This is a genomic window from Micromonospora sp. NPDC047738, from assembly GCF_040642675.1.
Classification (GTDB): Bacteria; Actinomycetota; Actinomycetes; order Mycobacteriales; family Micromonosporaceae; genus Micromonospora.
The window spans coordinates 1-12609 of record NZ_JBEYSO010000009.1 but is presented as its reverse complement, the minus strand read 5'-3'; the positions used below and the strand labels follow the sequence as shown (position 1 = coordinate 12609).

At 74.4% G+C, this 12609-nt stretch carries 10 protein-coding genes and 1 tRNA gene; 1 reads left to right on the top strand and 10 read right to left on the bottom strand.

All coding sequences use genetic code 11. The features are described 5' to 3' along the window. Positions 1-101 precede the first annotated feature (101 nt). Positions 102-755 carry a hypothetical protein gene (locus tag ABZ783_RS16500; RefSeq protein ID WP_357438563.1) on the top strand — a complete coding sequence of 218 codons (654 nt, stop codon included), beginning with the start codon at positions 102-104 and terminating at the stop codon, positions 753-755. A gap of 3 nt (positions 756-758) precedes the next feature. Here the strand turns inward: ABZ783_RS16500 and ABZ783_RS16495 are convergent, their stop codons facing one another. The 10 genes from ABZ783_RS16495 to fdh all read right to left on the bottom strand — a co-directional run bounded on the left by ABZ783_RS16495 (position 759) and on the right by fdh (position 12123). Next, positions 759-941, bottom strand: a complete 183-nt coding sequence (locus tag ABZ783_RS16495) for a hypothetical protein (RefSeq protein ID WP_073833285.1) — start codon at positions 939-941, stop codon at positions 759-761. 69 nt (positions 942-1010) lie between these two features. After that, positions 1011-2288, bottom strand: a complete 1278-nt coding sequence (locus ABZ783_RS16490) for a hemolysin family protein (RefSeq protein WP_357438560.1) — start codon at positions 2286-2288, stop codon at positions 1011-1013. 39 nt (positions 2289-2327) lie between these two features. Further along, positions 2328-2525 carry a hypothetical protein gene (locus ABZ783_RS16485; RefSeq protein ID WP_073833287.1) on the bottom strand — a complete coding sequence of 66 codons (198 nt, stop codon included), beginning with the start codon at positions 2523-2525 and terminating at the stop codon, positions 2328-2330. Between the two features lie 45 nt (positions 2526-2570). Then, the gene (locus tag ABZ783_RS16480) at positions 2571-3296 is read right to left on the bottom strand and encodes a hypothetical protein (RefSeq protein ID WP_357438557.1); all 726 of its coding nucleotides are present in this window, start codon (positions 3294-3296) and stop codon (positions 2571-2573) included. A gap of 29 nt (positions 3297-3325) precedes the next feature. After that, a complete protein-coding gene (gene selB / locus ABZ783_RS16475; RefSeq protein WP_357438554.1) occupies positions 3326-5089 on the bottom strand; it encodes a selenocysteine-specific translation elongation factor in 1764 nt (587 codons plus the stop codon). Between the two features lies 1 nt (position 5090). Beyond that, positions 5091-6383 (bottom strand): L-seryl-tRNA(Sec) selenium transferase, encoded by a 1293-nt coding sequence (gene selA / locus ABZ783_RS16470; protein WP_357438552.1) that lies wholly within the window; start codon positions 6381-6383, stop codon positions 5091-5093. Between the two features lie 51 nt (positions 6384-6434). Further along, positions 6435-6530: transfer RNA gene (locus tag ABZ783_RS16465), tRNA-Sec, on the bottom strand. 138 nt (positions 6531-6668) lie between these two features. Beyond that, the gene (gene nrfD, locus ABZ783_RS16460) at positions 6669-7823 is read right to left on the bottom strand and encodes an NrfD/PsrC family molybdoenzyme membrane anchor subunit (RefSeq protein WP_357438549.1); all 1155 of its coding nucleotides are present in this window, start codon (positions 7821-7823) and stop codon (positions 6669-6671) included. Then, positions 7820-8863, bottom strand: coding sequence for a 4Fe-4S dicluster domain-containing protein (locus tag ABZ783_RS16455; protein WP_357438546.1), 1044 nt, complete (start codon positions 8861-8863; stop codon positions 7820-7822). The genes nrfD and ABZ783_RS16455 overlap by 4 nt, the downstream gene beginning before the upstream one ends. Then, on the bottom strand, positions 8860-12123 hold the full coding sequence (gene fdh, locus ABZ783_RS16450; RefSeq protein ID WP_357438543.1) for a formate dehydrogenase: 3264 nt from the start codon (positions 12121-12123) through the stop codon (positions 8860-8862). Before fdh ends, ABZ783_RS16455 begins: the two co-directional genes overlap by 4 nt. Positions 12124-12609: the final 486 nt, after the last annotated feature.

Below are 12609 nucleotides of genomic sequence, written 5' to 3'. Positions count from 1 at the left end.
GCGCATTCCGCACCTCCGTGGCGCATCTGGTCCGCACGGACCACCCACAGAGATGCCGAGCGCACTGGTCTGTCTGCCGCCGGGGCGGGTACCCGGACGGGATGCCAGACGATCGGAAGGTGGCGCGGGTGCTGCTGGACCGGCAGGCCCGCACGTACGCGGAGGAGGCGGGGATCGCGCTCGCCGACCGGCCCGCGCCGCTCTACCAGCTGCTGGTGCTCACCACCCTGTTGAGCACCCGGATCCGGGCCTGCGTGGCGATTGCGGCGGCCCGCGAACTGTTCGGCGCGGGTTACCGGACCCCGCAGGCGATGGAGGCGGCGAGCTGGCAGGACCGGGTGGACGCGCTCGGTCGGGGGCACTACCGCCGCTACGACGAGCGCACCGCGACCATGCTCGGCCGGGCCGCCCGGCTGTGCCTGGACCGGTGGCACGGGGACCTGCGCCGCATGCACCGGGAGGCCGACGGCGACCGCGACGCGCTGCGGCGGCTGCTGACCGAGTTCCCCGGCATCGGGCCGACCGGGGCGGACATCTTCCTGCGCGAGGCGCAGGCGGTGTGGCCGGATCTGCGCCCGTACGCGGACCGGCGGACCCTCGCCGGCGCGAAGCGGCTCGGCCTGCCGGCGAACCCGGGCCGGCTGGCCGGGCTGGTCGGCGACGCCGACTTCGGGCGGCTCGCGTCGGCGCTGGTCCGGGTGGCGCTCGGCCAGGAGTCGGCCGGCGAGGTCAGCCGCACGGCCGCCGGTCGCTGAGGGTCACTTGGCCGGGCCCGGCTTCGTGAGGTACCAGACCAGCAGCGACGCGGCCACGGCGAGCAGGACCAGACCGCCGGAGATGCCGCCCTCGCCGCCGCCGCTGCGGTGGCCGCTGACCCCGAAGTAGATCACCGCCACCCCGGCGAGCACCGCGAGGAAGGTACGCAGGTTTCGGTCCCTCACGCTCCGCACGGTACAGGCGTGTTGAGCCTAGTTCGTCCGTTTCGCCGGAGGTCCCCCGTCCGGGTCAGGTCAGTCGGGGCGGGAGCCGGTGGCCGGGCCCCGCAGCCGTACCCGGCGCACCGCCCGGTCGGCCACCTCGACCACCTCCACGGTCAGCCCGGGCAGCCGCACCGTCTCGCCCGGGCCGGTGGGCACCCGACCCAGGCCGGCCAGCACCAGCCCGGCGACCGTGGTGTACTCGTGGGTCAGCGGGAAAGTGAGCCGCACCCCCACGTCGGGCAGGTCGTGCAGGGGAAAGTCACCCGGGATCACCAGGCCGCCGTCGGGCTCGCGGAGCACGCCACGCACGTCCAGGTCGGTCTCGTCGTACAGCTCGCCGACCACCTCCTCGAGCAGGTCCTCCATGGTGACCAGGCCGTCGATGCCGCCGTACTCGTCGACGACCAGGGCGAGCTGCTCGTGGCGCTGGCGCAGCTGGCGGATCGCGTCGGCCACCGGCAGCGTGCCCGGCAGCAGCACCGACGGGCGGGCCCGGGCGCCGACGGTGGCGCCGTCGCCGTCGACCAGGTCGCGGATGTGCACCACGCCGCACACGTCGTCCAGGCCGCCCGGCCCGACCACCGGGGCGCGGGAGCGGCCGGTCGCGGCGAGCCGGCGCATCCCCTCGGCCGTCGTGATCGCGGCCGGCAGGAAGGTCACGTCGCGCCGGGTCACCAGGATCTCCCGCAGCCGCCGACCGGCGATGTCAAACGCCCCGGCGAGGATCTCCCGCTGCTGGGCGGACAGGCCGCGCTGGCTCACCAGCATCTCCCGCAGCTCCTCCTCGGTCACCTCGGTGCGACGCGCCCGGGGGTCGCCGCCGGCGAGCCGGACCAGCAGGTCGGTGGAGCGGCTGAGCAGCCACACCGCCGGGCGGGACACCCGGCTCAGCAGGTCCAGCGGTCCCGCGCTCAGCAGTGCCCACCGTTCCGTCCACTGCATGGCCAGCCGCTTCGGGGCGAGTTCACCCACCACCAGGGTGACGAAGGCCAGTACGAGGGTCACCAGCAGCACGGCCACCGGATGGGCCGCCCGGCCGAGGAAGCTCAACGGCCCCACCAGGGGCTGGGTCAACGACACCGCGGCTGCCGCCGAGGCGAGGAAGCCGGCCAGGGTGATGCCGAGCTGGACGGTGGCCAGGTAACGGTTCGGCTCGCGGGCCAGACGAACCAGCCGGGCCCCGCTCTGCCCCGCCCGAGCCAACCGCCGCAGCTGCGCCTCCCGGAGCGTGACCAGTGCCATCTCGCTACCGGACAGGGCCGCGTTGATCAGCACCAGGACCACGATCAGGACGAGTTGTCCGGCCATCACGCCCCCTCCCGCCGCCCGGTGTGCCGCGCCGGCCGGTCAGTCCTTCTCCAGGTCGTCCAGCGAGATCTTGTGCGTCATCAGCCAGCGGGCCAGCGCGTTCATCCCGAACAGCCACAGCGGCGCGGACTCGGTGGTGCCGTTCGTGGCGAAGATGGCGAACCGCAGATCCGGTGCCCGGTAGGCCTCGATCCGCCACCGGTGCTGCTTGTCCCGCCAGATCGCCGCAGGATCCATGGCGTCACCGTAGGCGACCCGCGGCGCTGACGGAGCGGCTTGGGATCACCCGCCGGGTATGACAATCCCGCCGAACAGTGCGCGCAATCCCATTACCGCCAGCGACAGCACCAATCCCCCGAGCAGCGCCCAGCCGAACCCGGCCCAGCCGGACTGCCGGTCCCGGCCCGCCGGCAGCTCGGCGTGCCACTGCTCGCGAAGCAGCCAGCCGAGCACTCCTGCACCGAACGGCAGCAGCCCGAGCCAGAACCAGAAGCAGCGGCTGCCGGCCTGCGGTGCCGGGCCGGCGATGAGCAGCCCGAGCCACGTCAGCGCCAGCGCCCCGGCCAGCAGCGTCGCCGCGTCGGCGAGCCGGTCGGCGGGCGCTCCGTCGGTGCGCCAGCTGGAGGCGACCCGGGCAAGGCGCGCGTCCTCGTGGTCGGCCGGCCGCTCCTCATCGATCGACAGGCCACCGACGTCGGCGTAGCGAACCCGGCCGTCGGGCAGGCTCCAGATCATCATCCAGCCCTCGCTGTCGTACCGCGGTTCGGGCCGGCGCCCCCAGAAGCCGCCCTCCTGGTCCCATCCGTCGGCGCGGACGAAGGTGACGATCCTGCCGGCCGCGAGGTCCCGGTCCAGCTGCTCGGGGCCGACCTGGCGGGGCGCCGTCCACCAGGCGAGGGCGGCCCAGGCCAACCAGCACAGCGCCATCACCACGGCCAAGGCACGCCGGAGCAGTCGACGGCGGCTGCGGGAATCGGCGAAGCCTGCGCCGAGCCATGGAATGATCATGGCCACACGCTCGCACACCGGGGCAAGGGTCAGCCGGGCGGTGCCACCACCTCGCGGGCGTCGTCGGGCAGCCGGCGGGTGGCGCCGCGCCGGTCCAGCAGCTCCAGCAGCGGCACGGCCACCCGGCGGGTGGTGTCGAGGGCCTGCCGCGCGGCGCTGAGCGTGAACGGCTGCGGCAGCCGGGCCAGGATCCGGACCGCGTCGTCGAGCGCGCCCGGCAGCAGCACCACGTTGTCGGCCAGCCGCAGCAGGGCTCCGGCCCGGACCGCCGCGCCGATCTCCCGTGGGCCGAGGCCGAGGTCGGCCAGGCGGTGTGCCTCGGGGGCCTGGAAGGGGCGGTCGCTGTACTCGGTGCGGACCCGGTCGACGGCGCGGGCGACCGGATCGGGCAGCGTGTCGGCCGCCGCGGCGGTGACCCGGCCGGCCCGCAGCCGCAGCGGTGGCCGCAGCAGCGCCGCGACCAGCGCCCGGTCGGGCAGGTCGAGGCGCTGGCGCAGCACCTCGACGGGCACGCCGGGCTCCAGGGGATGCGCCCGGCCGTACCGGGTGACCTCCTCGGCGAGGCGTCCGGCCAGGGCCCGCCAGTGCTCGGGGTCGGCGAGCCAGTCCCCGGCCACCGGCGCGGCGGTGACCGCCACCCCCATCCGGGTCAGCTCACCGGCCCGGCTCAGCCGCCGGCGGCGCAGCTCCCCGGCCAGGTCGGGCCTGCCGTCCAGCGCGGCCAGCACCGCCGCCCGGGCGGTGGCGGCGCCCCGCCGGTGCAGCGGCGGCGGGGCGACGTCCAGCACCGTCACCCCGCCGGCGACGTGGTGCCGGCCGGGGTCGCGCAGCAGCGCCCGGTCCCCGATCAGCAGGGGCAGCGGCCGGGCCAGCCGCAGCCGCACGGTGTCCGGGCCGAGCGGGCGTACCCGGGCCGGCACGGCGGCGGAGCCGACGTGCAGGGTGAGGGTGGCCGGCAGGTCGGCGGCCGGATCGCCGGCGAGCCGGACGTCCAGCAGGTCGGTGCGGTGGAACCGGCCGGGGCTGAGCAGCGCGTCGCCGCGGGCGATCCGCTCGCGGGGCACGCCGCGCAGGTTCACCGCCACCCGGGCGACCGCGTCGATCCGGTCCCGCGCGACGCCGAGGGAGTGCAGGCCGCGGACCCGCACCGGCTCGCCGGTGGCGGCGAGTTCGAGCTGGTCGCCGACGTGCAGCCGGCCGCCGCCGAGGGTGCCGGTGACCACGGTGCCGCTGCCCCGGATGGTGAAGCAGCGGTCCACCCAGAGCCGCACCGGGGCGCCCAGGTCCGGGGCGGGCAGCCGGGTGGCGAGCCGGTCGAGGGCGGCCCGCAGCTCGGGCAGGCCCGCGCCGGTGGCGCCGCTGACGGCCACCGCCTCCACCTCGCCGAGGGAGGTGGCGGCGATCTCCGCCCGGGCGCGGGCCACCGCCGGGCCCGGGTCGGCCAGGTCCGCGCGGGTCACCGCCAGCAGCCCGTACGACACCCCGAGCGCGTGCAGCGCGGCCAGGTGCTCAGCCGACTGTGGCATCCAGCCCTCGTCCGCGCCGACGACGACCAGTGCGGCCGGGACCGGGCCGACGCCAGCCAGCATGTTCGGCACGAACCGCTCGTGCCCGGGCACGTCGACGAAGGCGATGGTCCCGCCGGAGGGCAGGGTGGTCCAGGCGAAGCCGAGGTCGATGGTCATGCCTCGGCGGCGTTCCTCCGCCCACCGGTCGGGTTCCATCCCGGTCAGTGCCCGGACCAGGGTGGACTTGCCGTGGTCGACGTGCCCGGCGGTGGCGACGACCCACATGTCAGCCGCCCACCCGCAGGATCGCCGCCCGGACGGCCTGGTCGGCGTCGGCCGGTAGGCAGCGCAGGTCGAGCAGGAGCCGCCCGTGCAGGACCCGGCCGAGGATCGGCGGCTCGCCGGTGCGCAGCGGCTGGGCGTACCGCTCGGGCAGGCTCAGCGCCCACGAGTCGAGCTCCACGCCGGGCGCGCCTCCGCCGCCGACCACCGCGGTGCTGGGCACCACCTCGGCCTTGCACCCGTCCTCGCCGAGGCGGTCGCGCAGCCGTTCCACCCGCTGCCTGAGCGCGGCCGGGTCGGCGTGCAGCGCTGCCCGGGTCGGGGTGGTCGGGGCGTGCAGGGTGGCGGCGAGCGCGGCCAGGGTGAGCTTGTCCACCCGCAGTGCCCGGGCGAGCGGGTGCCGGCGCAGCCGGTCGACCAGGTCGGCGGCACCGAGCAGCAGGCCGGCCTGCGGGCCGCCGAGCAGCTTGTCGCCGCTGGCGGTGACCAGGTGAGCGCCGGCGCGCAGGGTGGTGGCGGCGTCGGGCTCGTCGGGCAGCAACGGGTCCGGGGCGAGCAGTCCGGAGCCGATGTCGGCGACCACGGGCACACCCAGCGTGGCCAGGTCCCGCACCGGCACCGCCGAGGTGAAGCCGCGGACCACGAAGTTCGACGGGTGCACCTTCAGCACGAACCCGGTGTCCGGGCCGAGCGCGGCGGCGTAGTCGGCGAGGGCGGTGCGGTTGGTGGTGCCCACCTCGCGCAGCCGGGCGCCGGTGCTCGCCAGCAGGTCCGGCAGGCGGAAGCCGTCGCCGATCTCGACCAGTTCGCCCCGGCTGACCACGATCTCCGCGCCGGCGGCGAGGGCGGTCGCGGCGAGCACCAGCGCGGCGGCGCCGTTGTTGACCACGTGCACGGCGGGCGCGTCGGGCACGGCGGCGGCGAGCGCGTCGAGGGCGTCCCGGCCGCGTCGGGCCCGCCGCCCGGTGCGCAGGTCCAGTTCCACGTCGGTGTGCCCGGCGGCGGCGACGAGGGCCGCCACGGCCGGGGCGGAGAGCGGCGCCCGGCCGAGGTTGGTGTGCACCACGACGCCGGTGGCGTTCAGCACCGCCCGGGGGGCGGGCGCGGGCAGGTCGGCCAGCGCGGCGTCGCGTACCTCGTCGGGGGTGATCTCGCCGCGGCGGGCGCGCTGCTGGGCCCGGACGATGGCGGCCTTGACCCGGTCGCGGCCGAGGGTGTCGACGGCGGCGGCCAGCCCGGGGTCGGCCAGCAACGTGTCGGTACGTGGCACCCGCCGCCGCGGGTCGGCGTCACGCATCGCGTCATCTCCCCCTGGCCTGCCTCGCGCAGGCGGAGCCGCACGGTTGCTTGGCGGAGACGGACGGGAATCGAACCCGCCTGGCCCGGGTCCCGGACCACACCGGTTTTGAAGACCGGGAGGGGCACCAGCCTCCTGAACGCCTCCACCGAGCACTAAACCACATGCGATCTCCGTCCGCCCGCGAGAGGGGCGAACCGCCGGGCGGTCAGGGTCCGGGCGTCCCGAAGCGCGGCCGGCGCCGGCCGGGGGTGATCGGCAGGCGGGTCAGCGGCGGCAGCGCAGCTACCCCCCGATCGGGCCGGCGCCCGGCCCGTTGCCGTCTGGTGCCTGGCCTTCCCGCTGCCGGGCGCGCTCCCGCTGCGGCAGCACGGTGTACTTCGGATCCCGGGCGGAGGCGACCCCGCCGTGGAAGATGCCGAACCGGGTGCAGAGCGCGGCGGCGAGCAGCGCCCCGCCGGACAGGCCGGAGAGGAGCCGGCTGCGCCGCCCGACCAGCGCGCCGGCCACCCCGGCGGCGGTCAGCGCCCGGCCGGCGCGCAGCAGCCTGCCGGGGGTGCCGGTCGCGTAGGGCTCGCTGAGCAGCCCGAGCCGGTTCTCCACCCGGTGCGAACCCCACAGCTCCATGGCGGCGCCGGCGACCGCGAACCGCCGCGCCGGGCCGGCCTGCGCGGTGGGCGCGGCCAGCAGCCCCACACCGGCGCCGCTGGCCAGCGCGCTGCCCGCGAAGATGATCGGGAGTTCCGGGTACGCGTCGTGCCAGGACGGCACCGCGGTGTCGGCGAGCAGCACCCCGGTGTACGTGGCCAGCGCCGGCGCGGTGGCGGCGGCGAGCAGCCCGGCCGCGTGCCCGGCGGGAGGCAGCAGCCGCCGGCCGAGGCCGAGCAGGCCCCGCTCGGGCAGCCAGGGCGCCGCCTCGGCGACCGCCGCCAGCCCGGCGGCGGGGCCGAAGGTGCTCAGGATCCAGGTGCCCACCGACATCGGCGAGGTCGGCTTCGCCACCCGCAGCATGTGGTGGAACCGGCTCGGTTTGCCCAGGTCGTGGATGAGGAAGTACGCGCTGGCGCTGACCGCCGCGAGGGAGGTGACCCGGCCGGCCCGGCGCAGCGCCGGCCGGCCGGTGAGCTGGCCGCCGGCGGCCAGTAGCGACGAGCCGGCGGCGAGGCCGCCGGTGAACAGGTAGGCCGCGATGTCCCACTTCCACACCGGCGGCTTGAGGATGGGCCGGCCGTAGTAGGAGGTGAACTCGGCCGGCGGCACGTTGATATGCTCCCCGCCGCCGCCCCTGCGGCCCTTGCGTCGGGACCGCTCGATCGGGTCGACGCCGCGCGGCAGCTGCGGTGCCAGCCCCGGCCCGACGCGGCGCTCCGGCCCGTCGGCGGCGAGCCGCTCCCGGAACCGGCGGAACAGGTCGCCCACCGGGGCGCGGTCCGGGCTCACGAGGCACCTCCGACGAACGCGGCGACGGCGCCCGCCGCCATGGCCAAAGCGGCCAGCCCGGCCCGCTTCCACATCTTCGGCAGGTCCCGGGTGGTGACCACCGGGTCCGGTGGCAGGCCGTACACCTCGGGCTCGTCGAGGAGCAGGAAGAACGCGCCGTCGCCGCCGACGCCGTCGGTGGGGTCGTGGCCGTAGAGCCGCGCCTCCGGCACCCCACGGTCGTGCAGCTGGGCAACCCGCGCGGCGGCGCGTTCCCGCAGCTCGTCCAGCGGCCCGAACTGGATCGACTCGGTCGGGCATGCCTGCGCGCAGGCGGGGGTCATGCCGGCGCCGAGACGGTCGTAGCAGAGTGTGCACTTCCACGCCCGGCCGTCGCCCTTGCGCTGGTCGATGACCCCGTACGGGCAGGCGGAGATGCAGTAGCCGCAGCCGTTGCATATGTCCTCCTGCACCACGACGGTGCCGAACTCGGTGCGGAACAGTGACCCGGTCGGGCAGACGTCCAGGCAGGCGGCGTGGGTGCAGTGCTTGCAGACGTCCGACATCATCAGCCAGCGGAAGTCGGTGCGCGACTCGGCGCCGGTGGCCCGGCCGGGCGGCTGGGAGCCAGGCATGCCGAGGAACTCCGGCCCGGCGGCCATCCGGGTGGCGGCATCCGGCCGGCCCGGGGGCAGGCCGGGGTTGGTGCCGGTGTCGGTGCTGGTCCCGGCGGCCGTGGCGGCGCTGGCCGGGCTGGCCGCCGGGCCGGTCGGGTTCCCCTCGAACGGCGGGGTACGGTGCCCGGCCGGGCTCGGCTGCTCGATGAAGGCGACGTGCCGCCACGAGTTGGCGGTCAGCGCGCCGGTGTTGTCGTACGACATGCCGAGCAGGTCGAAGCCCGAGTCAGGTACCCCGTTCCACTCCTTGCACGCGACCTCGCACGCCTTGCAGCCGATGCAGACGCTGGTGTCGGTGAAGAAGCCCATCCGGGGCGGGGCGTCGGTCCATCCGGCGTCCGGCGCGGGATCGAGCGGCCCGTAGAGGCTGTTGGCCTCGATCATCCGACCTCCCGTTCGGACGCGTCGGTGGTGACGATCGGCGGGCGGCCCCGGACCAGCCCGGCCCGGCGCCGGTAGTCGTCCACCAGTTCGAGCAGGGCGGGTCCCGTCGGGCGGCGGCCGGGCCGGATGTCACACGTGCCGACCTTGCTCTCCTGGATCAGGACGTTCGGGTCCAGGGTGATGCCGAACAGGTCGTTGACCGAGTCGCCGGTGACGATGCCCTCGCGACCGAAGTGGTACGGCAGCCACACCTGGTGGATCACCCGGCCGTCCAGCCGCAGCGGGGTGAGCCGGTCGGTGACCAGGACCTTGGCCTCGATCGCCGCCCGCCCGCTGATCAGGTGCGCCCAGCCGAGGTGGTCCAGGCCGACCTCACCCGCCAACTCCGGGGAGACCTCCACGAACATCTCCGGCTGGAGCTCCGCCAGCCGTGGCACCATCCGGCTCATCCCGCCAGCCGTGTGGTGCTCGGTGAGCCGGCTGACGGTGAACACGTACGGGAAGACGTCGGTGTGCGGCTGCGGCGGGCTCGGGTTCACCGAGTTCACCGGGTTGTCGTAGACCTTGCGGGTCGGGTTGGCCTGCTGCCCGTACAGCGGGTTGCGCATCGGGGACTCGGCCGGCTCGTAGTGCGTCGGCATCGGTCCGTCCTGCAGCCCGGTCGGCACGTACAGCCAGCCCTTCCCGTCGCCCTGCATGATGAACGCGTCGTCGCCGGCGAGCCCCTCGACACCGGTGGCGCCTTCCGGTGGCCGGTACGTGGGCGGCTTCTTCTTCTCGAAGTCCGGCACGTCGTAGCCGGTCCACTCGCCCCGGTCGGCGTCCCACCACACGTACTTCTTGCGTTCGCTCCACGGCTGGCCCTCGGGGTCGGCGGAGGCGCGGTTGTAGAGGATGCGGCGGTTGGCCGGCCAGGCCCAGCCCCACTCGGCGGCCACCCAGTCCTGGTCGCGTCCGGGCTTGCGCCGGGCGGCCTGGTTGACCCCGTCGGCGTACACTCCGGTGTAGATCCAGCAGCCGATGGCGGTGGAGCCGTCGTCCTTGGCCTCGGTGAACGCCGACAGCGGACGGCCGGTCGCCACCTCGTACCCGTTGATCTCCCGCAGCACCGCCTCCGCGCTCGGCTCCACCAGGTCGCCGTGCGTGGGGTAGTCCCAGGCGAGGTCGCGCACCGCACGGTCGCGGGCCTTGTCCGAGGCGGCCAGCTTCTCCCGGATGATCCGGCCGAGGTGGAAGAAGAACCACAGCTCGGAGCGGGCGTCGGCCGGCGGGTCGAGCGCCTTCTCCCGCCACTGGAGCAGCCGCTGGGTCTGGGTGAAGGTGCCTTCCTTCTCCACGTGCGAGGCGGCCGGCAGGAAGAACACCTCGGTACGGCACTCCTCCGGCACGATCTCGCCGGTCTCCACCTCCGGGCTGTTCTTCCAGAACGTCGCGCTCTCGATCATGAAGAGGTCGCGGACCACCAGCCAGTCCAGGTTCGCCATGCCCAGCCGCTGGGCCTTGCCGTGCGCCGAGCCGACCGCCGGGTTCTGGCCGAGCAGGAAGTATCCCTTGACCTTGCCGTCGATCATGTTCAGCACCGTCTGGTACGTCCCGTGGTCGCCGGTCATCCGGGGCAGGTAGCCGTAGCAGAAGTCGTTCTCCGGCGTCGCCGCGTCGCCCCAGTACGCCTTGAGCAGGCTCGCGCCGAACGCTCGGGCGTCGTCCCAGAAGCCCTTCTGGCCCGGGTGCCGGATGCTGTCCACCCAGTCGGTGAAGCTGGTGTGGTCGGTGTAGTGCGGCATCGGCAGATAGCCCGGCAGCAGGTTGAACAGCGTCGGGATGTCGGTCGAACCCTGGATGCTGGCGTGGCCGCGCAGGGCGAGGACGCCGCCGCCAGGGCGCCCCATGTTGCCCAGCAGCAGCTGGATGATCGCGCCGGTCCGGATGTACTGCACGCCCACGCTGTGCTGGGTCCAGCCCACCGAGTAGATCAGCACCCCGGTGCGTTCCCGGCCGGAGTTCTCCGTCCACGCCCTGGCCAGCTCCAGGAACTTGTCCTGCGGGATGCCGCAGGTCCGCTCCACCATTTCCGGGGTGTAGCGGGAGAAGTGCCGCTTGAGGAGCTGGTAGACGCAGCGCGGATGCTGCAACGTCTCGTCCCGCTGGACCTGGCCGCCGACCGGCATGCCGTGCGACTCGTGTCGCAGGCCGGCGGCCGTCTCCCGCTCCTTGTGCGTGTTGCGGTCGCCGGAGTTCTTCTCGTGGCCCGCGTACTGCCAGCTGCGCTGCCCGTACGAGTTGGTCTTCGGGTCGTAGCCGGAGAAGAGGCCGTCGAGGTCCTCGGTGTCGACGAACTCCTCGCTGACGATGGTCGCCGCGTTCGTGTACGCCAGCACGTACTGCCGGAAGTCCAGCTCGTTCTCGAGGATGTGGCGCACGATGCCGCCCAGCAACGCGATGTCGGTACCCGCTCGGATCGGCAGGTAGGTGTCGGCCAGCGCGCTGGTACGGGTGAACCGAGGGTCGACGTGGAAGACCTTCGCGCCCCGCCGTTTGGCCTCCATCACCCACTGGAAGCCCACCGGGTGGGCCTCGGCCATGTTCGAGCCCTGGATGACGATGACGTCAGCGTTGGCGACGTCCTGCTGGAAGACCGTCGCGCCACCGCGACCGAAGCTGGTCCCCAGACCGGGGACGGTGGCGGAGTGTCAAATCCGCGCCTGATTCTCGATCTGTAGTGCGCCGAGCGCGGTGAAGAGTTTCTTGATGATGTAGTTCTCTTCGTTGTCCAGCGTGGCGCCGCCGAGGCTGGCGATGCCCAGGGTGCGGTTCAACGCCCGTCCCTGCTCGTCGGTGTCCTCCCAGGTGGCGTCCCGCGCCGCGAGCACCCGGTCGGCGATCATGTCCATCGCCGTGTCGAGGTCGAGGTCCTCCCACTCGGTCGCGTACGGCCGGCGGTAGCGGACGGTGGTCTGCCGCAGCGGACTGGTGACCAGGTTCTTGCTGGCGGAGCCCTTCGGGCAGAGCCGGCCGCGGGAGATCGGGCTGTCCGGGTCGCCCTCGATCTGGGTGACCTGGCCGTCCTTGACGAACACCCGCTGCCCGCAGCCCACCGCACAGTAGGGGCAGACCGAGCGCGCCACGCTGTCGGCGGTCTCGGTGCGCGCCGTCAGCGCCGCCGAACGGGCCGACTGGGCCGCCGCGCCCCGCCCGAGCGGGTCCGTGCCGGTGAGTTGCCGGTAGACCGGCCAACCCTCGATGAAGGTCTTCAGACCCATCCCGCGACACCCCCTCCCCCGCTGGCGGAAGCTGACCTCCTGAACATTAGGCCAGCCGCCGGGGCCCCGCGAGTCGAGTCGCGGATCATTTTCGGCAATCCTCAGCGTGGGGAAAACAGCGGCGCCCCGACCGGATGGCCGGGGCGCCGCTGGGCGTCGGTGTGCAGGTCGCCTCTCGGCGAGTGGCACGACGCGGCTCCAGCCGGACGGTATTCCGCGAAGGCAATTTGGGTGAGGCCCGGGGACACTGGACACACCGACGCTCTGCACAACGGTACGAGGGGTCCTGTTCTTCCGCTGCGGTTCGTGACCGCTGTCACCTGGGTTTCGCTTCTGTTGGCTGGTTGCTCTGGTGGCTGGTTGCTGTTGGGCGGTGGTTGCCGTGTTGGGCTGGGGGCGAGGGTGACCGGCTCCGGGCGGTCACGCTTGATCCCTGCGCCGGTCACCCTCGCCCCCAGCCCCGTCGTGCGCCTACTCCGCCCGTCC